The organism is Pseudomonas sp. RIT409 (genome assembly GCF_003052515.2).
Lineage (GTDB): Bacteria > Pseudomonadota > Gammaproteobacteria > Pseudomonadales > Pseudomonadaceae > Aquipseudomonas.
Map to the genome: position 1 here is coordinate 26,007 of NZ_QARE02000019.1, position 23,137 is coordinate 49,143.

Below are 23,137 nucleotides of genomic sequence, written 5' to 3' on the forward strand. Positions count from 1 at the left end.
GACGCATGTTGCACAGCAAACCCACATTTCCCGACGCACTGTACAGCGCCGCGCAGGTCCGCGACCTCGACGCACGGCTGATTGCAGCGGGCACGCCGGGCTTCGAATTGATGCACCGAGCGGCGCATGCCGCCTGGCGTGCGATCCGGCGTCGCTGGCCGGAAGGCCGCGAACTTACAGTACTAGCCGGTCACGGCAACAACGCGGGCGATGGTTACCTCATTGCCATGCTGGCCCGGCGCGCGGGATGGCGAGTGACCGTCCTCGCGGTCGGCAGCACGGCTGTTCTGACCGGTGATGCCGCGGCAGCTTATAAAGATGCACTGGATGAGCAGGTCGAGGTATTGCCCTGGCATCAACAGCGGCTGGCCGGCATTGTGGTCGATGCGCTGCTGGGCACGGGTATCAAGGGAGATGTCCGTGCGCCCTATGCCTCGGCCATCGAGTGCATCAATGACAGTGGCTTGCCGGTCATGTCGGTGGACATACCCTCGGGGCTGTGTGCAGACACTGGCAGGACGCTGGGGGTCGCCGTTCGTGCTGACCTGACGGTCACCTTCATCGGGCTGAAGGTCGGGCTGTTCACCGCCGATGGGCCTGACCGGGTCGGCGAGCTGGTGTTCGACGACTTGCAGGCCGACTCCGTCATCGTCGCCCAAACCCCCGCCAGCGTTAAGCGGCTCGATACCTTTAACCTGCCGACACTCAACCCGCGTTCGCCGACCGCTCACAAGGGCATGTTTGGCCGGGTGCTGGTGATCGGGGGGGATCTCGGCTTCGGCGGCGCTGCGCTGTTGGCCACCGAAAGCACCTTGCGTTGCGGCGCTGGGATGGTCACGCTGGCGACCCGCCCCGAACATGTAACCGCGGCGCTGACGCGCTTTCCCGAAGTGATGGCCGCCGGGATTCAGTCGGCCAATCAATTGATGGAGCTGATCGGGCCAGCCACGGTGCTGGTAGTCGGCCCTGGCATGGGCCAACACCCATGGGGGCGCAGCCTGTTATCGGCGGCTGCCAATGCAAGGCGGCCGCAGGTCTGGGACGCTGACGCACTCAATCAATTGGCTGCAGGCAACGTGCAGTTGCCCGAAGGATGCGTCATCACGCCGCATCCCGGTGAAGCGGCCCGGCTGCTGGGAATGGACACTGCACAGGTACAGGCCGATCGTCCTGCTGCCGCGCGTGCGTTGGCGAAGCGGTTCAATGCTGTCTGCGTGCTCAAGGGCAGTGGCAGCCTGATCGCCAACCCTGCAGGCGACCTGGCGCTGGCTGATCACGGTCATCCGGCAATGGCGACGGGCGGGCTGGGCGACGTGCTTTCTGGCGTGATCGGCGCGCTGATGGCGCAGAAGATGCCCCCATTCGAGGCGGCGTGTCTGGGCGTATGGTTGCATGCGTACGCGGGGGAAAAATGTGGGGCAAACGGGCGCGGCATGGCTGCCGCTGATCTGATTCCCGAAATTCGCAAGCTGCTGGAGGAGCAACAACCGTGTCTGAGGTAACCCTGCACCTGGTAGGTGAAGAGGCAATGACGGACTTTGGCGCACGGATTGCCCAAGTGACTGAAGGCAATGGGATTATTTTTCTGGTGGGCGATCTCGGCGCGGGCAAGACCACGCTGTCGCGAGGCATCATCCAGGGGCTGGGCCATACCGGTGCGGTAAAAAGCCCGACGTTCACCTTGGTAGAACCTTACGAAATTGGGAGAAATCGCGCGTATCACTTTGATCTCTACCGACTTGTTGATCCAGAAGAGCTAGAATTCCTCGGCATACGCGACTACTTCGAAGGGCAAGCGCTTTGCCTGATCGAGTGGCCTGATCTGGGGGCGGGCTTTTTGCCAAAGCCTGACCTGATCATTACCATTAGGCCGCACGCGGATGGTCGAGCCCTGACGCTGAGCCCCGAGAGCTCGCGAGGCGAGACGTGGTGTGCCGCTTTGGCTTTGGAATTCAAATAGATATGGGGTTTGGTATGCGCATGCGCGCGCTGGTGACTGTGACTGGATTGCTGCTGATGGCCTTGGCTGTCGACGCGTTTGCCGCCTCACAGGTACGAAGTGTCCGCTTATGGCGTGCACCGGATAACACCCGGCTGGTCTTTGACCTCTCGGGCCCGGTTCAGCACAGCGTTTTCACTCTGCAATCCCCGGATCGCCTGGTTATCGACATCAATGGTGCGACGTTAGGCGGCTCGCTCAATATCGCCACCGCCAACACCCCCATTACCTCCATCCGGTCGGCTCAGCGTACGCCCGACGACCTGCGCGTGGTCGTCGACTTGAAAAAGACCGTGACCCCGAAAAGCTTCACCTTGGCCCCCAACCAGCAATACGGCAATCGCCTGGTCGTGGATCTGTACGACAACCCCGCCGATGCCAACCCGGCACCGACCGTTGCCGACACGCCTGCCACCGTTGCTCCAGCCACGCCTGCCGTGCCGGTCAGCCCATCCAAGCCGGAAATCAAACTGCCGCCTGTGCCCAATGGCAAGCGCGACATTGTGGTCGTCGTCGATGCGGGACACGGCGGTGAGGACCCTGGTGCGTCGGGAGGGCGAGGGCAGAAGGAAAAGAACGTGGTGCTGTCGATCGCCAAGGAGTTGCAGCGTCAGATCAACGCCGAAAAGGGCTACCGTGCCGAGTTGACCCGTACCGGCGACTACTTCATTCCGCTGCGTAAGCGGACCGAAATTGCCAGGGCCAAGGGTGCGGACCTGTTCGTCTCCATTCACGCCGACGCCGCACCCTCATCGGCGGCCTTCGGCGCCTCGGTGTTCGCCCTGTCCGACCGTGGCGCTACGTCTGAAACGGCGCGTTGGCTGGCGGACAGCGAAAACCGCTCGGACCTGATCGGCGGTGCCGGCGCGGTGAGTCTGGATGACAAGGACCGGATGCTGGCCGGTGTCCTGCTGGACCTGTCGATGACCGCCTCGCTGACGTCGAGTCTGAACGTCGGGCAAAAGGTCCTGACTAACATCGGTCGAGTGACGCCGCTGCATAAATCCCGCGTGGAACAGGCGGGTTTCATGGTGCTCAAGTCCCCGGACATTCCATCGATCCTGGTCGAAACAGGCTTTATCTCCAACGCCGCCGAAGCCAACAAGCTTGAAGGCGCCAGCCATCAGCAGGCCTTGGCTCGCTCGATCACGGCAGGCGTGAAGCAGTTCTTCCAGCAGAATCCGCCACAAGGCACCTACATCGCGTGGCTGCGTGACAACGGCAAGCTGGCCATGGGCCCCCGTGAACACACCGTGCGAGCGGGAGAGTCCCTGAGCATGATCGCCATTCGCTACGACATGAGCATGGAAGCACTGCGCAACGCCAACAAACTCAGCTCCAATGAGCTGAAGGTGGGTCAGCAACTGAAAATTCCAAGCGCGGAACTGGCGGGTGAGCCGTGAGCGACTTGTTAGTGGACGGAGAGGGCCTGGACCTTGCCGTGAGTGACCACAGCCCGGCTGTGGATGCCGCACGCATCGAATTGCTCAGCCCCCGGCTGGCGAACCAGATCGCTGCCGGTGAGGTGGTCGAGCGACCCGCTTCGGTCATCAAGGAGTTGCTGGAGAACAGCCTCGATTCCGGTGCTCGTCGCATCGATGTCGAAGTCGAGCAGGCCGGTGTGAAACTGCTGCGTGTGCGCGACGACGGCGGCGGTATCTCGCCCGACGACCTTCCCCTGGCCCTGGCACGCCATGCCACCAGCAAGATTCGTGAGTTGGAAGACCTTGAGCGGGTCATGAGTCTCGGTTTCAGGGGGGAGGCCCTGGCATCGATCAGTTCCGTTTCGAGATTGACGCTGACTTCCCGAACGCGCGGTGCCGATCAGGCCTGGCAAGTCGAAACCGAGGGGCGCGACATGGCCTCCCGGGTTCAGCCCGCCGCCCACCCGGTGGGCACGTCGGTGGAAGTGCGCGATCTGTTCTTCAATACGCCAGCGCGGCGCAAATTCCTGAAGGCGGAGAAAACCGAATTCGACCACCTTCAGGAAGTGATCAAGCGCATGGCGCTCGCGCGTTTCGATGTGGCCTTCCACCTGCGTCACAACGGCAAGACGATTCTGAGCCTGCACGAAGCCCGCGATGACGTTTCCCGCGCGCGACGGGTTTCCGCAGTCTGCGGCCCGGGCTTTCTGGAGCAGGCGCTGCCGATCGAGGTCGAGCGCAATGGCCTGAAATTGTGGGGGTGGGTCGGGTTGCCGACCTTCTCGCGCAGTCAGGCAGACCTGCAGTATTTCTTCGTCAACGGCCGTGCAGTGCGCGACAAGCTCGTCGCCCATGCCGTGCGTCAGGCGTACCGTGACGTGTTGTTCAACGGGCGTCACCCGACCTTCGTGTTGTTCTTCGAAGTCGATCCGGCCGTTGTCGACGTCAACGTGCACCCGACCAAGCATGAAGTGCGCTTCCGCGACGGCCGCATGGTTCACGACTTCTTGTATGGCACTTTGCACCGGGCCCTGGGTGACGTGCGTCCCGACGATCAACTCGCGGGTACCACGTCCGTGGCTGCATTGGTACGCCCTACGGGACCCGAAGCGGGAGAGTTTGGCCCGCAGGGTGAAATGCGCCTGGCCAACAACCTGCTGGAAACGCCTCAAGGCTCTGCCTGGAACACCTCGGCAGGGTCTGCTGCATCGCCCTCCGCGGGTTCCGGCGGTGCAGGTTATGGGTATCAGTACACACCGCGACCATCCTCTGTGTTGCCTGCCGAAGAGGCGCGGGCCGCCTACAGCGCATTCTTCGCCCCATTGCCCGCAGCCCAGCCCGGCGCGAGTGCGCCTGCGAGCGTCGCGTTACCCGAATCCCACGGCGACATTCCGCCGTTGGGCTATGCGCTGGCGCAACTCAAAGGCATCTACATCCTGGCCGAAAATGCCCACGGCATGGTGTTGGTGGACATGCATGCCGCGCACGAGCGGATCATGTACGAGCGCCTCAAGATCGCCATGGCCAGCGAAGGCTTGAGCGGTCAGCCGCTGCTGGTGCCCGAGTCGATCGCCGTCAGTCAGCGCGAAGCCGATTGTGCCGAAGAACACATGGGCACCTTCCAGCAGTTGGGCTTTGAGCTGCAACGCCTGGGGCCTGAAAGCCTGGCTATCCGGCAGATCCCGGCATTGCTCAAACAAGCGGAGGCCAACCGGCTGGTGCACGATGTCCTGGCGGATCTGATGGAGTACGGCACCAGTGACCGCGTTCAGGCACACATGAATGAATTGCTCGGGACCATGGCCTGTCATGGCGCGGTGCGCGCCAACCGGCGGCTGGCGATTCCGGAGATGAACGCCTTGCTGCGAGACATGGAAAACACCGAACGCAGCGGCCAGTGCAACCACGGGCGGCCGACCTGGACTCAACTGGGTATGGATGATCTCGACAAACTGTTTCTGCGCGGCCGCTGATGAGTGCCCTCCCTCCGGCCATCTTCCTGATGGGCCCCACTGCCGCTGGCAAAACCGATCTGGCCATCGAACTGACCAAGGTGCTGCCCTGTGAGCTGATCAGCGTCGATTCGGCTCTGGTCTATCGCGGCATGGACATCGGCACCGCCAAGCCTGCAAAAGCGCTTCTGGACAAGTATCCCCACCGCTTGATCGATATCCTCGATCCGGCGCAGAGCTATTCGGCAGCGGATTTTCGTTCCGATGCGCTCCAGGCCATGGCCGAAATAACCGCCCGGGGAAAAATTCCGTTGTTGGTGGGCGGCACCATGTTGTATTTCAAAGCTCTATTGGAAGGCCTGGCGGACATGCCTGCGGCGGATGCGCAGGTGCGTGCCCAATTGGAAGACGAGGCCGCCCGCCGCGGCTGGCAGGCGTTGCATGATGAATTGGCGGCCATTGACCCGGTATCGGCGGCCCGTATTCATCCCAATGATCCGCAGCGGCTGGTCCGCGCGCTGGAAGTGTACCGGGTGAGCGGGATCAGCATGACCGAACACAGAGCGCAACAAAGTGCGCAAAGTGCTCAAGCTGGCGCTTCGGGGCGACATCAATTGCCCTATACTGTCGCCAATCTTGCGATCGCGCCTCAGGATCGAAAGGTATTGCACGACCGAATCGCGCTACGTTTCAGGCAAATGCTTGATGAGGGGTTCGTTGAGGAAGTGATGGCGTTACGTTCGAGGGGTGACCTGCACTCGAATTTGCCGTCTATAAGAGCTGTAGGGTATCGCCAGGTCTGGGACTATCTTGATGGCAGCCTGACCCGGGACGAGATGCAGGAACGCGGCATCATCGCCACGCGGCAGTTGGCCAAGAGACAGTTCACCTGGCTGCGAAGCTGGGAAAATTTACACTGGTTGGACAGCCTGGCTTGCGACAATCTGCCACGCACCTTGAAATACCTGGGATCGGTCTCCATATTGGGCTGAGTCCTTGCAATTGCCGTCTATCCTTGGGGGGTAACGGCCTGAGCCAATGTTTTCGAATTTATTCTATTGATCCTTAAAGGAGTGCGGCACATGTCAAAAGGGCATTCGCTACAAGACCCTTACCTGAACACTTTGCGTAAAGAGAAGGTTGGGGTTTCGATCTATCTGGTAAACGGCATCAAGCTGCAAGGCACGATCGAGTCCTTCGACCAGTTCGTTATTCTGCTGAAAAACACTGTCAGCCAAATGGTTTACAAGCACGCAATCTCGACCGTTGTTCCGGTCCGTCCAATTCGTCTGCCTAGCGCTTCCGAATCCGACCAGAGTGACGCTGAGCCAGGTAACGCCTGATAGGAGTCTGCCTTGTTCTTTGAGCGCCACGGTGGTGGTGAGCGGGCGATCCTCGTTCATTTGGATGGTCAGGACCCTGAGGCGCGCGAAGATCCGCAGGAGTTCAGGGAGCTGGCTCTTTCGGCAGGTGCCGACATCGTTGCGTTCGTCAACGTGCCCCGGCATCGGCCAACCGCCAAGTTTCTGGTCGGCAGCGGCAAGGTCGATGAATTGCGCGACCTGGTCCACGCCGAACAAACCGATCTGGTTATTTTCAACCACGTCCTTACGCCCAGTCAGGAGCGCAACCTCGAGCGTGTGTTCGAGTGTCGCGTGCTCGATCGCACGGGTCTGATTCTCGACATCTTCGCCCAGCGTGCACGCACCCACGAGGGCAAGCTGCAAGTCGAACTCGCTCAGCTTGAGCACATGAGTACCCGATTGGTCAGAGGGTGGACTCACCTTGAACGACAGGGTGGGGGTATCGGCCTGCGTGGGCCGGGCGAAACCCAGCTTGAAACGGACCGCCGTTTGCTGCGGGTTCGCCTGCGTCAGATCAAAAGCCGTCTGGAGAAGGTTCGCAGCCAGCGCGACCAGGCCCGTCGCGGGCGTTCTCGGGCGGATATTCCTACGGTTTCCATCGTGGGTTACACCAACGCCGGGAAATCCACGCTTTTCAATGCAGTGACCGATTCGCAGGTCTACGCTGCTGATCAGTTGTTCGCAACGCTGGACCCGACGCTGCGCCGCCTTGAGCTGAACGACCTGGGGCCGATCGTGCTCGCAGACACCGTAGGTTTCATTCGTCACTTGCCGCACAAGCTGGTCGAGGCGTTCAGGGCTACGCTCGAAGAGTCGAGCAATTCGGACCTGTTGCTGCACGTGATCGATGCCCACGAGCCTGACCGGATGGAGCAGATCGAACAGGTATTGGAGGTGCTGCGCGAGATTGGTGCGCAGGACTTGCCGATGCTGGAGGTCTATAACAAACTCGATCTGCTCGAGGGGGTCGAGCCTCAGATTCAGCGCGATGCCAATGGCAAACCGCAAAGGGTCTGGGTGTCTGCGCGTGATGGTCGAGGGCTGGACTTGCTCAAGCAAGCCATTGCCGAGCTGTTGGGGGACGACCTGTTCGTTGGCACCTTGCGTTTGTCGCAGCGTTTCGCGCGGTTGCGCGCTCAGTTTTTCCAACTGGGTGCCGTGCAGAGCGAGGCGCACGATGACGAGGGTAGCAGCCTGTTGGCAGTTCGTTTGCCCCGTGTTGAATTCAATCGCCTGGTGAGTCGCGAAGGACTGCAGCCGCTGGAATTCATCGAGCAACACACTTTGCAATAAAAAGCCCTTCGCGGCGGTAGTCCTGCCGCGACGGGCATTCTGTAGCATTGGTCGGCGCGCCGCGGGCGCGTCTTTGCTTTATCAGATGGAGAGCGCTATGGCTTGGAATGAGCCGGGTGGCAACTCGAATAATCAGGATCCCTGGGGTGGCAAGCGCAAAGGCGGCGACCGCAAGGGGCCCCCGGATCTCGACGAGGCCTTCCGAAAGCTGCAGGAAAGCCTGAATGGGTTGTTCGGTAGTGGAAAAAAACGCAACAGTGACGGTGGCGGCAGCGGCAGCGGCAGTTCGGGCAAGGGCGGCGGCTTCGGTCTGCTCGGTATCGGCCTGGTCGTGTTGCTTGCCATCTGGCTGTACAACGCCATCTACGTGGTGGACGAGCAGGAGCAGGCCGTGGTCCTGCGGTTCGGCAAATACTACGAAACCGTCGGTCCGGGCCTGAACATCTACTTCCCGCCGTTCGATCGCAAGTACCTCGAAAACGTCACGCGTGAGCGGGCGTACAGCAAGCAGGGCCAGATGCTCACCGAAGACGAGAACATCGTCGAAGTGCCGCTGACCGTGCAGTACAAGATCACTAACCTGCAGGACTTCGTGCTGAACGTCGATCAGCCTGAAGTCAGCCTGCAGCACGCCACTGAAAGTGCCTTGCGTCACGTTGTCGGGTCGACCGCGATGGATCAGGTGCTGACCGAGGGGCGTGAGCTGATGGCCAGCGAAATCAAGGAGCGGCTACAGCGTTTCCTCGATACCTATCGCACCGGTATTACGGTCACTCAGGTGAACGTGCAAAGTGCCGCAGCCCCGCGCGAAGTGCAGGAAGCCTTCGATGACGTGATCCGTGCCCGTGAAGACGAGCAACGTTCTCGCAACCAGGCGGAAACCTATGCCAATGGCGTGATTCCGGAAGCCCGGGGTCAGGCACAGCGCATCGTTGAAGACGCCAATGGTTACCGTGATGAAGTGATCTCCAGGGCGAAGGGTGAGGCGGATCGCTTCACCAAGCTGGTAGCCGAATATCGCAAGGCCCCCGAGGTCACTCGCGAGCGCCTGTATCTGGAAACCATGCAGGAAGTCTTCAGCAACACCAGCAAGGTGTTGGTGACCGGCGACAAAGGCCAGAACAACCTGCTTTATCTGCCATTGGACAAAATGATCGACAGCAGCCGTAGCGGTTCAGGGGCTTCCACGAGCGGCGCCTCGACGACTGCCACCGATCCGGGCGTACGCGCATCGGACATGCAAACGCCACGTGACACGCGCACTAGGGAGAGTCGTTGATGAGCAATAAATCTCTGGTCGCCTTGATTGTATGTGTCGTGCTGGCCGTGGTGGCGTGGAACAGCTTCTATATCGTCGCTCAGACCGAGCGCGCGGTGATGCTGCGCTTCGGTCGTGTCGTCGAATCGGACGTACCGCCCGGCTTGCACGTCAAGGTTCCTTATGTGAACCAGGTGCGCAAGTTCGACGGGCGTTTGCTGACGTTGGATGCGCCCACACAACGGTTTCTGACGCTGGAAAAGAAAGCCGTCATGGTGGATGCCTATGCCAAATGGCGCGTGAAGGACGCCGAGCGTTTCTACACCGCAACGTCGGGCCTGAAGCAGAATGCCGATGAGCGCCTTTCCCGTCGCCTGGAGTCGGGTCTGCGTGATCAGTTCGGTAAGCGCACCCTGCACGAAGCAGTGTCGGGCGAGCGTGACGCGCTGATGGCTGACATCACGGCGTCCCTCAACAAGATGGCGGAAAAGGAGCTGGGCATTGAAATCATCGATGTTCGGGTCAAGGCCATCGACTTGCCGAAGGAAGTCAACCGCAGCGTGTTCGAGCGCATGAGCACCGAACGCGAGCGAGAAGCCCGCGAGCATCGCGCCAAGGGTAACGAGCTGGCGGAAGGTATCCGTGCCGATGCCGATCGCCAGCGCCGCGTTCTGTTGGCCGAAGCCTACCGTGAGTCCGAAGAAACCCGCGGTGACGGTGATGCGCAAGCCGCAGCGATTTACTCCAAGGCTTACGCTCAGGATCAGGAGTTCTACGCGTTCTACCGCAGTCTGCGCGCCTATCGCGAGAGCTTCGCAAACAAGAGCGACGTGATGGTGCTGGATCCGAACAGCGAGTTCTTCCGCTATATGGAAAAAGCCAAACCGTAGTTGCACGCGTATCCGAGAGCTCCGCCGGGCGGCAAAACTGTCCGGCGGGGTGATCGCAAGGCAAAACGTGTGTATGATGCGGCAGCCGGGAAATTCCCGGCTTTTTTGCGTCTACACGATTGATTGGCCGTGGCGTAACTCGTGCCCGGCAGTTTTTTCGAGGGCGGCGTTCGCAACGCGCAGGGCGGTTTTGTCTGGGCATCATCGACCCGGCGCGGCCGTCCTGTTGAACGCTGTCTGCTTCACTCAAGGCTCGCCCAAGGGGTTGGCCGCCCGGATCATAGGGGAAAGGCGTAATGGCAACGGTTGACCGCTGGCTGCTGCCGGATGGCATCGAAGAAGTACTGCCGCCGGAAGCGGCGCGCATTGAAGTGGCGCGTCGTCAGGTGCTGGATCTGTTTCAAAGCTGGGGTTACGAGTTCGTCGTGACCCCTCACATCGAATACCTCGAATCTCTGCTCACGGGCGCGGGTCAGGATCTGGATCTGCGCACCTTCAAAGTGGTCGATCCGCAATCAGGTCGCCAGATGGGATTTCGTGCAGACATCACGCCACAGGTGGCGCGGATCGATGCCCACACATTGCGCCGCGAGGGTCCGAGCCGTCTTTGCTACGCTGGTAGTGTCCTGCACGCTCAGCCTCGAGCGTTGTCGTCCTCGCGTAGCCCGATTCAACTCGGTGCTGAGTTGTACGGCGACGCCAGTCCGAGCAGTGACGTCGAAGTCATCAGCCTGATGCTGGCCATGCTGCAACTGGCGCAGGTGCCCGATGTTCACATGGACTTGGGACATGTTGGCATCTACCGTGGCCTGGCCCGTGCGGCAGGGTTATCCGGCGAAGTCGAGCAACAGTTGTTCGATGCGCTGCAGCGCAAAGCCATCGACGAGGTCGTCGCCTTGACCGAAGGGTTGTCAGCCGACCTGGCCGCCATGCTGCGCGCGTTGGTCGATCTGTGCGGCGGTCGCGAAGTGTTGGACGCTGCACGTGAGCGGCTGGCCAAGGCGCCTGGGCCAGTGATCGATGCACTGGATGATCTGACGGAGATCGCCGAGCGCTTGTCGGCGCGTTTCCCGGATCTACCGCTGTATTTCGACCTCGGCGAGCTGCGTGGGTACCACTATCACACCGGCGTGGTATTTGCGGTGTTCGTGCCTGGCGTGGGGCAGTCCATCGCACAAGGCGGTCGTTACGATGACATCGGCGCTGACTTTGGCCGCGCACGTCCGGCAACGGGCTTTTCTACCGATTTGAAAACCCTGGTCACGTTGGGGCGGGCGCAGATCGAATTGCCGTCTGGCGGCATCTGGATGCCGGACAGTACGGATGCGGCCCTTTGGCAGGCAGTCTGCCAACTGCGCAGTGAGGGGCAGCGCGTGGTTCAAGCGTTGCCTGGCCAGCCGGTCTCGGCAGCGAAAGAAGCCGATTGCGATCGGCAATTGGTTCAGCATGGCGAGCGCTGGCAGGTAATGCCGCTGGCCGTTTGAGTTATTCCAGTCGGCTGCAGGCCGGCACCCAGTTTGCGTGAATGAGGACAAGTGTTATGGGTAAGAATGTCGTAGTCCTGGGCACCCAGTGGGGTGATGAGGGCAAAGGCAAGATCGTTGATCTGCTGACCGAACATGCTACCGCGGTAGTTCGCTATCAAGGCGGCCACAACGCCGGTCACACCCTGGTGATCGATGGCGAGAAAACCGTTCTGCACCTGATTCCGTCCGGTGTACTGCGCGAAGGCGTGCAGTGCCTGATCGGCAACGGTGTGGTCGTAGCGCCTGATGCGCTCATGCGTGAAATTACCAAGCTGGAAGAGAAAGGCATTCCGGTGCGCGAGCGTCTGCGCATCAGCCCGTCCTGCCCGCTGATCCTGTCGTACCACGTTGCGCTCGATCAGGCCCGTGAAAAGGCTCGTGGCGAGCACAAGATCGGCACCACCGGTCGTGGCATCGGCCCGGCCTACGAAGACAAGGTTGCACGTCGTGGCCTGCGCATCGGTGACCTGTTCCACCGCGAGCGTTTCGCCGCCAAGCTGGGCGAGCTGCTGGACTACCACAACTTCGTGCTGGTCAATTACTACAAAGAGCCTGCGATCGACTTTCAGAAAACACTCGACGAGTGCATGGAATACGCCGAACTGCTCAAGCCGATGATGCTGGACGTCACTGCTGCGCTGCACGAGATGCGTCGCGCTGGCAAAGACATCATGTTTGAAGGCGCTCAAGGTTCGCTGCTGGACATCGACCACGGCACCTACCCCTACGTCACCAGCTCCAACACCACTGCTGGTGGTATCGCCACTGGTTCCGGTGTGGGCCCGATGTTCATCGACTACATCCTGGGCATCACCAAGGCGTACACCACTCGCGTCGGTTCCGGTCCGTTCCCGACCGAACTGTTCGACGACGTCGGTGCCTTCCTGGCCAAGCGTGGCCACGAGTTCGGTGCTACCACCGGCCGTGCCCGTCGTTGCGGATGGTTCGATGCCGTCATCCTGCGCCGCGCCATCGACGTGAACAGTATCTCGGGCCTCTGCCTGACCAAGCTGGACGTCCTGGATGGACTGGAAACCATCAACATCTGCGTAGGCTACGAAAACGAAAACGGCGCTGTGATCGATGCACCGACCGATGCCGACAGCTACGTGGGCCTCAAACCCGTGTATGAGCAGATGCCCGGCTGGTCGGAGTCGACCCTGGGGGCCAAGACCCTGGAAGAATTGCCAGCCAACGCTGTCGCTTACATCAAGCGCTTGGAAGCGCTGGTTGGGGCGCCCATCGACATTATTTCGACGGGCCCGGATCGCAACGAGACCATCATCCTGCGTCACCCGTTTGGCTGATAAGTCGTTGAAATGCAAAGAGGGGTCGCAACTGCGACCCTTTTTTTATGTGTTTATGATCCTGATCATCAGAACGGCACGCCCCTTGCTGTAGATAACGTCAAACAAGATGCCACCATTTTAATGGCGTTCGTTGTCGGGGGAGTCTCCAGTGTCAGCCGTCCTATCGCTTCTGCGCAGTCGTTTGCTGCGTCCCGTTTTCATCGCTCTTGGCATTGCCCTTTTGGTGCAAGTGCTGGTGGCTGTCGCCCTTACCCGGAGCACCGTCACTGCGCTCGAAGCTGATCTGGCAGCGCGCCTGGGTGTAGATTCGCAACACTTGTCGGGCGAACTTGAGCAAGCGAGCCGCGACGTTACCGCGAGCCTCGACAGCCTCTCGCAGAATACCCGGCAGCGCCTGAGCGCAGGGCTTTCGACTCGTCTGAAGGATGAGCAGAAACAACTTCGAGCAACGCTGGAGAAAGCGCTGAAGGACTCCGCCACTGATATGGCCGAGCTTCTGGCGGCTGTAGCGCCGCGGGCCATGTGGGACAACGACACCCCAACACTTTCCGAATTCGCACGACGCGCACAGCGTAATCCCAACGTTCTGTTCATGGTTTACGACGATGCTCAGGGTGAACACCTCACTCGTTACTTGAATCGCGATAACGAATCGATCAAGAACCTGCTCGCTAAAGGTGAAGGGGAGCGGGCGATGGATAAAGTGCTGAATGCGGCTCAAAAAGACCCTTCCGTGTATTACGTCGAAGCGTCGATCAGTCCGAACGGGGTTGAGATCGGCAAAGTCCGCATGGGCGTGTCGACTGCATCGGTCGAGGCCGACTTGGCTGCCCTGGACAAGCGATTCGCTGCGCTGATCGCCAATGGCGAGCAACTGGTGTCTGACAGCCTGGGCGGAGCGGCTGCCGAGAGTTCGTCGGCCCTGCGTGCACGGCTGCAAACTGCCCAGTCCTCCGCTGATGCGATGGCGACCAATACCAGCGCCGCCGTGCAGGATGCTGCGACGACCTTGCGTTGGAGGATCGGTGTCGGTCTGGCGTTGGTCGGCTTGGGTGTTCTTCTTGCCTTGGCGGTAGTCCTGGGGCGTCGTGTCGTGTTGCGCCTGCAACTGCTCAACCGCGCGCTGGATGACTTGGCGGCCGGGGAGGGTGACCTAACCAAGCGCGTCAAACTCAACAGCAATGATGAGATCGGTGATATGGCTTCCGCCGTCAACCGCTTCGTTGACAAGTTGCAGCCCATCGTCCGTGAGGCAGGGGATGTTGCCCAGCAGACGGGTGTCGAGATCGGTGCGATGAGCAAACGCAACGCAGGCGCCGATGCAGCGGCTGAATTGCAGCGTGACGAGGTCGCGGCCAGTCTTCAGGCGTTGTCCCAGATGGCCGATGAGGCGCAGGCCGAGAGTCAGGCGATGCAGGCGGCTTTGCAGCAGGTTGTGGATATTCGACAGGCCACCGATGAAAACACGCGAACCTCGAATCAGGTGGGCAGCCTCATCGAGGCCTTGGCCGGGCAGGTCGATGCCGGGGCTCAGGTGATCGAGCGTCTTGCCAAGCAGAGCGAACAGATTGAGGTGGTGCTGGAGGTCATTCATGGCATCGCTGAGCAGACCAACTTGCTGGCGCTCAACGCAGCGATCGAAGCAGCCCGTGCGGGTGAAACCGGTCGCGGGTTTGCGGTGGTTGCCGATGAAGTACGCGCCTTGGCCAGTAAGACACAGAGTTCGACGGGAGACATCCAGGAGCACATCACCAAACTGCAATCGGGTGCAAAAGAGGCGGTCGCCACCATCGGTCTGGCGGGAAGGCAAGCCAAGGAAGGGCTTGAAGTGCTTCGAGACAGTGCGCGTCTGCAGCAAAGTGTCCAGGCTTCTGTCGAGCAGGTTCATGCCGCAATCGGGCTGGCGACACGGGCCGCCGAGCATCAGGCCAAAGACGCTCAAGCGGTCAGGGGACGCGTCGAAGTGATCCATGCTCAGGCGGAGAAAGCCGCGCAGGCCGTCGTCGAAACCACCGCCAGTGGCAAGACGTTGGACAAACTGGCGGCGCAGCTCAAGGCCAGTCTCGGCCAGTTTCGCGCTTGAGGGGTGAGTGATCGTGGGGAAGGGCGCCTGCAGCATCTTGGTGATCGCTGCAGGTGATCGAGGCGATTTTACATACCCCATAAAGCACAAAACCGAGCGCTTGGCTCGGTTTCGTTTTGTATGGTGCCCAGGAGAAGACTCGAACTTCCACGACCGTAAGGTCACCAGCACCTGAAGCTGGCGTGTCTACCAATTTCACCACCTGGGCATGGCGCTGATTTAATTAGATATTTCGTCCAAGTGCAACATAAATTTGAGATTTTTTACCGCTGGGGCATTCAGGCCGTCGGCAGAGGCGCTTTTCTTTCGCGTTTTCTTGGAATGAGCACAACGTGGACCGCCATAGCCCCCAGTGGGTAGCGGCAATAAAAATGTTCTAGGCTGGAGGCTGTTTCGTGCGGAGAGGTTTTTCATATGCCGAAAAGCACAAAACCGAGCGCATGGCTCGGTTTCGTTGAATTGGTGCCCAGAAGAAGACTCGAACTTCCACGACCGTAAGGTCACCAGCACCTGAAGCTGGCGTGTCTACCAATTTCACCATCTGGGCAAGTCGTTGATTTCAATCGAATATTTCGTCTGATTTCAACTACAACGTGGGCAGTGCCGTCGTTGTGGGGCGCATCTTACGGATGAGATTCGGGCCTGTAAAGACCCGCAGTGAAATTTTTTTTGAAAGCGCGCAATTGCCCTATTAACGCTGGCTTCGCGTTTCAATCGGGTATATGCCAAACTAATTGCATACAGATAAGGTGAATTCATTCTAATGGCCGATTGGCAGTCCCTCGATCCCGAGGCCGCTCGAGAAGCGGAAAAATACGAAAACCCCATCCCCAGCCGCGAGCTGATTCTGCAGCACCTCTCCGAGCGTGGTTCGCCCGCTGCCCGCGAAGAACTGGTTGCCGAGTTTGGCCTGACGACTGAAGACCAGATCGAGGCCCTGCGCCGACGTCTGCGCGCAATGGAGCGTGATGCTCAGCTGATTTATACCCGGCGCGGCACCTACGCACCCGTAGACAAGCTCGACCTCATCCTGGGTCGTATCAGCGGGCATCGCGACGGCTTCGGTTTCCTGGTGCCCGACGATGGATCCGACGATCTGTTCATGAGTCCAGCGCAGATGCGTCTGGTGTTCGATGGCGATCGCGCCCTGGCGCGTGTGTCGGGTCTGGATCGTCGCGGCCGCCGCGAAGGTGTGATCGTGGAAGTCGTCTCCCGCGCGCACGAAACCATCGTCGGTCGCTATTTCGAAGAGCAGGGCATCGGTTTCGTCGTTGCCGATAACCCCAAGATTCAGCAAGAAGTCCTGGTGACGCCAGGGCGGAACGCCAACGCCAAGGTCGGTCAGTTCGTCGAGGTGAAAATCACCCATTGGCCGACCCCGCGCTTCCAGCCACAGGGCGATGTGATCGAAGTGGTCGGCAACTACATGGCGCCGGGCATGGAAATCGATGTGGCGTTGCGCACTTACGACATTCCCCATGTGTGGCCCGAGGGCGTGCTCAAGGAAGCCGGACGGCTCAAGCCCGAAGTGCTGGAGCGAGACAAGGAGCATCGTGTCGATCTGCGCCATCTTCCGTTTGTCACGATCGACGGCGAAGACGCGCGTGATTTCGACGACGCTGTTTATTGCGAAGCCAAACCCGGCAAGCTGCGGCTTTTCTCCGGGGGCTGGAAGCTGTACGTCGCGATCGCGGACGTTTCCAGCTACGTGAAGATCGGCTCCGCACTGGACGCCGAAGCGCAGGTGCGTGGCAACTCGGTGTATTTCCCCGAGCGCGTGGTGCCGATGTTGCCTGAGCAGCTCTCCAATGGGTTGTGCTCGCTGAACCCGTTGGTCGATCGCCTGGCGATGGTCTGCGAAATGACCATCTCCAAGACCGGCGAGATGACCGATTACGTGTTCTATGAAGCTGTTATTCACTCCCACGCGCGGCTGACCTACAACAAGGTCAGTACCCTGCTGGAGCACTCGAAAACGGCCGACGCGAAAAAGCTGCGGGGTGAATACGGCGAAGTCCTGCCACACCTCAAGCAGCTTTATGCGCTGTATAAAGTTCTGCTGGGCGCGCGTCATGCCCGGGGTGCGATCGATTTCGAAACCCAGGAAACGCGCATCATCTTCGGCTCGGAGCGCAAGATTGCGGAAATTCGGCCGACGCAGCGCAACGACGCTCACAAACTGATCGAGGAGTGCATGCTGGCCGCCAACGTGGCCACGGCGGAGTTCCTCAAGAAGCATGAAATCCCTGCGTTGTATCGGGTTCACGATGGTCCGCCGCCAGAGCGTCTGGAAAAGCTGCGCGCTTTCCTGGGTGAACTGGGACTGTCGCTACACAAAGGCAAGGACGGCCCGTCGCCCAAGGACTATCAGGCGCTGCTGGAGTCGATCAAGGATCGTCCGGACTATCACCTGATCCAGACCGTCATGTTGCGGTCGTTGAGCCAGGCGGTGTACACCTCCGACAACAACGGGCATTTCGGTCTCAATTACGAAGCGTATACCCACTTTACGTCGCCTATCCGCCGTTACCCGGATCTGCTGACCCACCGCGCCATTCGCAGTGTCATTCGCTCCAAGCAGGATACGCCCCACGTGCGACGCGCCGGGGCTCCCACCATTCCGAAGGCGCGGATCTATCCGTACGACGAAGCGGCGCTGGAGCAACTGGGCGAGCAGTGCTCGATGAGCGAACGCCGCGCTGACGAGGCTACCCGCGACGTTGTGAACTGGCTCAAGTGCGAATTCATGAAGGATCGCGTGGGCGAGTCGTTCCCCGGTGTGATCACCGCAGTCACCGGCTTTGGTCTGTTTGTCGAGCTGACCGACATCTACGTCGAGGGCTTGGTGCACGTCACCGCACTGCCAGGTGACTACTACCATTTCGACCCGGTTCATCACCGCCTGGCGGGCGAGCGCACAGGTCGAAGCTTCCGACTGGGGGATTCGGTCGAAGTGCGAGTCATGCGCGTCGATCTCGATGAGCGGAAAATCGACTTCGAAATGTCGGACAAGCCTGCCATGGCACCCACAGGTCGCAAGCGCAAGGCTGCCGAAGCGAAGCCTGCACCGGTGCAGAAAGCCGAGAAGGCAAAGGAAACGGTGACGCTCTCCAAGCCGAGTCGTCGTCCTGCCAAGGAGCCTGTCGAAGCCTACCGCGCCAGCGATGCTGCAGCCAAAAATGCTGAAGTCCGCAAGAGTCGCGAGATGAAAAAGGCCTTGCTGGCCGAAGCCAAGAGCGGCGGCAAGTCTGCCAAGGGTGACGACAGTGGTTCGGGCAAAAGCTCGAAGCCAACCAAGCATCGCAAGGGCGGATCGGGCTCGTCCACGGCTTCCAAAAGCGGTGGCGCACGTAAACCTAAGGCCAAATCATGAGTCAGTTGGAAAAAATCTACGGTGTGCATGCCGTGGAGGCATTGCTTCGTCATCACCCCAAGCGAGTCAAGCAAATCTGGCTGGCCGAGGGGCGTAGCGATCCGCGCGTTCAGGTGCTGGTCGATCTGGCTGCGCAAAATCGAGTGCAAGTCGGCCAGGCCGAGCGGCGAGAAATGGATGCGTGGGTCGAAGGCGTGCACCAGGGCGTTGTCGCTGAGGTGAGCCCCAGCCAGGTCTGGGGCGAAGCGATGCTCGACGAGCTGCTGGACCGCACAGAGGGGGCGCCATTGATTCTGGTGCTCGACGGTGTGACGGACCCGCACAACCTCGGCGCCTGTCTGCGCACGGCTGATGCTGCAGGTGCGTTGGCGGTGATCGTGCCCAAGGACAAGTCAGCGACGTTGACGCCGACAGTGCGAAAAGTTGCCTGCGGTGCGGCGGAAGTCATTCCTCTCGTGGCCGTCACCAACCTGGCGCGCACACTGGAAAAACTTCAGCAGCGTGGGTTGTGGATCGTCGGCACGGCAGGCGAGGCGGAGCAGGAGCTGTATCAGCAGGATCTGACGGGGCCGCTGATCATGATCATGGGTGCCGAAGGCAAAGGCATGCGTCGCCTGACTCGCGAGCATTGTGACTACCTCGTTCGCTTGCCGATGGCCGGTAGCGTCAGCAGCCTCAACGTTTCGGTAGCCACGGGCGTTTGCCTGTTCGAAGCCATGCGCCAGCGCGCCGCCAAGGCCGCCGCTCGGTCGTCGTGAGCTTCAACTGCAAGCAACAAGCTGAAGCCGTCCGTGATCAGCTTGTGGCTTGTGGCTCAATACCGTTGAATCCGCGTTTGTTCAAATAATCGCCAATTACCTTGCGCCGTTTCGGGCCCTTCTCTACAATTGCGCCCCTTGCTGTCATGGCAGGCACTGATGTGCCTGTTCCTGTGCAAGCCAAACCCGTGTTTTTCACTCCTTGTCTGACCGCTCTGGCGGCAGGCTACAACCCGTAAGGAGCATTCATGCGTCATTACGAAATCATCTTTCTGGTTCACCCGGACCAGAGCGAACAAGTCGGCGGCATGGTTGAGCGTTACACCAAGCTGATCGAAGAAGACGGCGGCAAGATCCACCGCCTGGAAGACTGGGGCCGTCGTCAACTGGCCTACGCAATCAACAATGTTCACAAGGCTCACTACGTGATGCTGAACGTTGAGTGCACCGGCAAGGCACTGGCCGAGCTGGAAGACAACTTCCGTTACAACGATGCCGTGATCCGTAACCTGGTCATCCGTCGCGACGAAGCCATCACTGGCCAGTCCGAGATGCTCAAGGCTGAAGAGAACCGCAGTGAGCGCCGTGAGCGTCGCGACCGTCCTGAGCACTCCGACGCTGAAGGCGTTGACAGTGATGACAGCGACAACAGCGATAACGCTGACGAGTAATCCACGGACCTTTTGAGGAGCCAATCACATGGCACGTTTCTTCCGTCGTCGTAAGTTCTGCCGTTTCACCGCAGAAAACGTTAAAGAGATCGACTACAAAGATCTCAACACCCTGAAAGCCTACGTATCCGAAACCGGCAAGATCGTTCCTAGCCGCATTACCGGTACCAAAGCTCGTTATCAGCGTCAGCTGGCTACCGCTATCAAGCGCGCCCGCTTCCTGGCCCTGCTGGCCTACACCGACAGCCACGGCCGCTGAGACCAGGTTCAGTCGACAAAACGCAGTAAGGGATAAATCGCATGCGCGCCATGGCTGACTTCATCATGCGCGGTCGCGTGCAGGCCACTCTGGTAGTGGTCGGGTGTGCGGCATTGCCGCTGCTGTTCTGGTTGAGTGCTGCCGCAGGGTGCCTGGTGCTCCTGCGACGCGGGTTGGGTGATGCGACGAGCGTCCTCGCCTGGGGGTTGCTGCCGGCGGTTGCCTGGTGGTACTTCGGGGACCCTCGCACCTTGATGGTGCTGGTGGGTTCGTGGGGGTTGGCGGCGCTGTTGCGCGCCAGCGAGTCCTGGGTTCGCGTGCTGCTGGTCAGCGTGGGGCTTGGATTGTTGTATGGCGTGATCCTGGGCGCCGTGTTTCGCGAGCCCATCGAGGCCATGGCCGCAGAGCTGCAGAAGCTTTTGCCCCATGTTTTCGGTGAGGTCTACCAGCAAATGTCGGTAGAAGAGCGAGCGCGTCTGGGCGCACTGATTACTCCGGTCCTCAACGGCCTGATAGCGGCGGTGTTGCAGATCGTCAGCGTGGTCTGCCTGATTCTTGGGCGGTACTGGCAGGCGCTGTTGTACAACCCGGGAGGCTTCGGTCGCGAGTTTCGCAGCTTGAGGCTCCCGCGGGCACCGATGCTGGTGCTGCTGGTGTGCATGTTGGTGGCGCCGAATTTCGGGCCGCAACTGGCAATGCTTACGCCGCTGTGCAGCGTCCCATTGGCGTTCGCGGGCCTGGCACTGGTTCACGGTATGGTGGCTGCAAAGCACCTGACACGGTTCTGGCTGGTGGGGTTGTACGTCACGCTGGTGTTGTTCATGCAGTTGATTTATCCGTTGCTGGTGGTGTTTGCCATTGTCGACAGCCTGATTGATTTTCGCAGCCGCCTGGTGCCGAAAGGCCCTGATGACGGCGCTGCGAACGGTGAAGGTTAAAGTTAAGAGGTTATTACCAAATGGAACTGATCCTGCTGGAAAAAATCGCCAACCTGGGCAACCTGGGCGACAAAGTAAACGTTAAGGCTGGTTACGGCCGTAACTACCTGCTGCCTTTCGGCAAAGCCACCGCTGCGACCGCTGCCAACCTGGCTGCATTCGAAGAGCGTCGTGCCGAGCTGGAAAAAGCAGCTGCCGAGAAGAAAGCTTCGGCTGAAGCTCGCGCCGCTCAACTGGGCGAACTGGAAGTGACCATCACTGCCACCGCCGGTGACGAAGGCAAGCTGTTTGGTTCGATCGGTACTCACGACATCGCTGACGCACTGACCGCCTCTGGCGTTGAAGTGGCCAAGTCCGAAGTTCGTCTGCCGAACGGCACCATCCGTAACGTTGGCGAGTACGACGTTGCCGTGCACCTGCACAGCGACGTTGAAGCGACCGTCCGCGTTGTCGTGGTGGCTGCGTAAGCTGTTCGATTTTGGCGCTTCGGTGCCGAGATCCGATTGGCTGACGACCTGTGCGTCAGCCGGTCAGCAAAGGGTGCGCTCCTGTTATACAGGTCGTGCCCTTTGTCTTTTCTAGGTATTGTTGATCAACTTTTGATTCAAACCCCAGACACCGTGTGGCCATGAACGATATTTCCGCTCCCGAGCAATACGACCTGCAAACCGCTGCGCTGAAGGTACCGCCGCATTCCATCGAGGCCGAACAGGCCGTGCTCGGTGGTTTGATGCTGGACAACAACGCGTGGGAGCGGGTACTTGATCAGGTGTCGGACGGCGATTTCTATCGTCATGACCACCGCCTGATCTTTAGGGCCATTGCGAAACTGGCCGATCAGAACCTGCCCATTGACGTCGTGACCCTTGCCGAGCAACTGGACAAGGAGGGGCAGACTTCTCAAGTGGGCGGGCTCGGCTACCTGTCCGAATTGGCGAAAAATATCCCGTCGGTCGCAAACATCAAGGCGTACGCGCAAATCGTCCGCCAACGTGCCACGTTGCGCCAGTTGATCGGTATCAGCAACGAAATCGCCGACAGTGCCTTCAACCCAGAAGGGCGCACTGCCGAAGAGATTCTCGATGAGGCTGAGCGGCAGATCTTTCAGATCGCCGAAGCCCGGCCCAAAACCGGTGGCCCGGTGGGGGTCAACGACCTGTTGACCAAAGCCATCGATCGGATCGACACGTTGTTCAACATGGGCGAAGGCATTACCGGCCTGTCGACCGGGTACACCGACCTGGACGAGAAGACCAGTGGTTTGCAGCCTGCGGACCTGATCATCGTCGCGGGTCGCCCCTCGATGGGCAAGACCACCTTCGCCATGAACCTGGTGGAAAACGCCGTGCTGCGCAGCGACAAGGCGGTCTTGGTGTACTCGCTCGAGATGCCTGGCGAATCGCTGATGATGCGTATGTTGTCCTCGCTCGGTCGCATCGACCAGACCAAGGTGCGTTCGGGCCAACTGGATGACGATGACTGGCCTCGCCTGACGTCGGCGGTCAACCTGCTCAACGATCGCAAGCTGTTCATCGACGATACCGCCGGTATCAGCCCGTCGGAGATGCGTGCGCGCACCCGCCGCCTGGTTCGCGAGCACGGCGACATCGGTTTGATCATGATCGACTACTTGCAGTTGATGCAGATCCCAGGCTCCAGTGGCGACAATCGGACCAACGAGATTTCTGAAATCTCTCGCTCCTTGAAGGCGCTGGCCAAGGAATTCAACTGCCCAGTGGTCGCCTTGTCCCAGCTCAACCGCTCGCTGGAGCAGCGGCCGAACAAGCGGCCGGTGAACTCCGACTTGCGGGAATCCGGAGCGATCGAGCAGGACGCCGACGTCATCATGTTCGTGTACCGGGACGAGGTGTACCACCCGGAAACCGAGCACAAAGGCATCGCTGAAATCATCATCGGTAAACAGCGGAACGGCCCGATTGGTTTCGTGCGTCTGGCGTTTATCGGTAAGTACACGCGCTTCGAGAACCTGGCGCCGGGTAGTTACAACTTTGATGATGATGAGTAGTGAGCCCTGCGCA

The 23,137-nt window shown here is 60.1% G+C and carries 19 protein-coding genes and 2 tRNA genes; 19 read left to right on the top strand and 2 right to left on the bottom strand.

Features of this window, described 5'->3' with window-relative positions; translation table 11 throughout:
* Window positions 1-5 precede the first annotated feature (5 nt).
* The 12 genes from DBP26_RS20895 to DBP26_RS20950 all read left to right on the top strand — a co-directional run bounded on the left by DBP26_RS20895 (window position 6) and on the right by DBP26_RS20950 (window position 15,099).
* A complete protein-coding gene (locus DBP26_RS20895; protein WP_108239427.1) occupies window positions 6-1,502 on the top strand; it encodes an NAD(P)H-hydrate dehydratase in 1,497 nt (498 codons plus the stop codon).
* Window positions 1,490-1,960: a tRNA (adenosine(37)-N6)-threonylcarbamoyltransferase complex ATPase subunit type 1 TsaE gene (gene tsaE, locus DBP26_RS20900; protein ID WP_108239428.1), complete on the top strand. Its 471-nt coding sequence runs from the start codon at window positions 1,490-1,492 to the stop codon at window positions 1,958-1,960. The genes DBP26_RS20895 and tsaE overlap by 13 nt, the downstream gene beginning before the upstream one ends.
* Window positions 1,961-1,962: 2 nt before the next feature.
* Complete coding sequence (locus DBP26_RS20905) at window positions 1,963-3,402, top strand: N-acetylmuramoyl-L-alanine amidase (protein ID WP_218565116.1); 1,440 nt, start codon at window positions 1,963-1,965, stop codon at window positions 3,400-3,402.
* Window positions 3,403-3,461: 59 nt separating this feature from the next.
* A complete protein-coding gene (gene mutL, locus DBP26_RS20910) occupies window positions 3,462-5,396 on the top strand; it encodes a DNA mismatch repair endonuclease MutL (RefSeq protein ID WP_256601406.1) in 1,935 nt (644 codons plus the stop codon).
* Window positions 5,396-6,367, top strand: coding sequence for a tRNA (adenosine(37)-N6)-dimethylallyltransferase MiaA (gene miaA, locus DBP26_RS20915; RefSeq protein WP_108239430.1), 972 nt, complete (start codon window positions 5,396-5,398; stop codon window positions 6,365-6,367). Before mutL ends, miaA begins: the two co-directional genes overlap by 1 nt.
* Before the next feature lie 90 nt (window positions 6,368-6,457).
* Window positions 6,458-6,718 (top strand): RNA chaperone Hfq, encoded by a 261-nt coding sequence (gene hfq, locus DBP26_RS20920; protein ID WP_108239431.1) that lies wholly within the window; start codon window positions 6,458-6,460, stop codon window positions 6,716-6,718.
* A gap of 12 nt (window positions 6,719-6,730) precedes the next feature.
* Window positions 6,731-8,032 (top strand): ribosome rescue GTPase HflX, encoded by a 1,302-nt coding sequence (hflX, locus tag DBP26_RS20925; protein ID WP_108239432.1) that lies wholly within the window; start codon window positions 6,731-6,733, stop codon window positions 8,030-8,032.
* Window positions 8,033-8,129: 97 nt separating this feature from the next.
* Window positions 8,130-9,311: an FtsH protease activity modulator HflK gene (hflK, locus tag DBP26_RS20930; protein WP_108239433.1), complete on the top strand. Its 1,182-nt coding sequence runs from the start codon at window positions 8,130-8,132 to the stop codon at window positions 9,309-9,311.
* Window positions 9,311-10,180 carry a protease modulator HflC gene (hflC, locus tag DBP26_RS20935; RefSeq protein ID WP_108239434.1) on the top strand — a complete coding sequence of 290 codons (870 nt, stop codon included), beginning with the start codon at window positions 9,311-9,313 and terminating at the stop codon, window positions 10,178-10,180. Before hflK ends, hflC begins: the two co-directional genes overlap by 1 nt.
* Window positions 10,181-10,476: 296 nt before the next feature.
* Window positions 10,477-11,664 carry an ATP phosphoribosyltransferase regulatory subunit gene (locus tag DBP26_RS20940; RefSeq protein WP_108239435.1) on the top strand — a complete coding sequence of 396 codons (1,188 nt, stop codon included), beginning with the start codon at window positions 10,477-10,479 and terminating at the stop codon, window positions 11,662-11,664.
* Between the two features lie 56 nt (window positions 11,665-11,720).
* Window positions 11,721-13,013: an adenylosuccinate synthase gene (locus DBP26_RS20945; protein ID WP_108239436.1), complete on the top strand. Its 1,293-nt coding sequence runs from the start codon at window positions 11,721-11,723 to the stop codon at window positions 13,011-13,013.
* Between the two features lie 151 nt (window positions 13,014-13,164).
* Entirely contained in the window at window positions 13,165-15,099 is a 1,935-nt protein-coding gene (locus tag DBP26_RS20950; protein ID WP_108239437.1) for a methyl-accepting chemotaxis protein, read from the top strand.
* Window positions 15,100-15,220: 121 nt separating this feature from the next.
* Here DBP26_RS20950 and DBP26_RS20955 read toward each other — a convergent pair.
* Together DBP26_RS20955 and DBP26_RS20960 are read right to left on the bottom strand one after the other, a co-directional pair.
* Window positions 15,221-15,307 (bottom strand) — tRNA-Leu (locus tag DBP26_RS20955).
* Window positions 15,308-15,559: 252 nt separating this feature from the next.
* Window positions 15,560-15,646, bottom strand: a tRNA-Leu gene (locus DBP26_RS20960).
* Window positions 15,647-15,862: 216 nt separating this feature from the next.
* Here DBP26_RS20960 and rnr point away from each other — a divergent pair.
* The 7 genes from rnr (at window position 15,863) to dnaB (ending at window position 23,124) form a co-directional block, all read left to right on the top strand.
* Window positions 15,863-18,472, top strand: a complete 2,610-nt coding sequence (gene rnr / locus DBP26_RS20965) for a ribonuclease R (RefSeq protein WP_108239438.1) — start codon at window positions 15,863-15,865, stop codon at window positions 18,470-18,472.
* Window positions 18,469-19,230, top strand: a complete 762-nt coding sequence (rlmB, locus tag DBP26_RS20970) for a 23S rRNA (guanosine(2251)-2'-O)-methyltransferase RlmB (RefSeq protein WP_108239439.1) — start codon at window positions 18,469-18,471, stop codon at window positions 19,228-19,230. Before rnr ends, rlmB begins: the two co-directional genes overlap by 4 nt.
* A gap of 248 nt (window positions 19,231-19,478) precedes the next feature.
* Window positions 19,479-19,901, top strand: a complete 423-nt coding sequence (rpsF, locus tag DBP26_RS20975) for a 30S ribosomal protein S6 (RefSeq protein WP_108239440.1) — start codon at window positions 19,479-19,481, stop codon at window positions 19,899-19,901.
* A gap of 28 nt (window positions 19,902-19,929) precedes the next feature.
* Entirely contained in the window at window positions 19,930-20,160 is a 231-nt protein-coding gene (gene rpsR / locus DBP26_RS20980; RefSeq protein ID WP_037015707.1) for a 30S ribosomal protein S18, read from the top strand.
* 41 nt (window positions 20,161-20,201) lie between these two features.
* Window positions 20,202-21,098, top strand: coding sequence for a hypothetical protein (locus DBP26_RS20985; protein ID WP_108239441.1), 897 nt, complete (start codon window positions 20,202-20,204; stop codon window positions 21,096-21,098).
* Between the two features lie 20 nt (window positions 21,099-21,118).
* Window positions 21,119-21,565 (top strand): 50S ribosomal protein L9, encoded by a 447-nt coding sequence (gene rplI / locus DBP26_RS20990; protein WP_108239442.1) that lies wholly within the window; start codon window positions 21,119-21,121, stop codon window positions 21,563-21,565.
* 161 nt (window positions 21,566-21,726) lie between these two features.
* On the top strand, window positions 21,727-23,124 hold the full coding sequence (dnaB, locus tag DBP26_RS20995; protein WP_108239443.1) for a replicative DNA helicase: 1,398 nt from the start codon (window positions 21,727-21,729) through the stop codon (window positions 23,122-23,124).
* Window positions 23,125-23,137 lie beyond the last annotated feature (13 nt).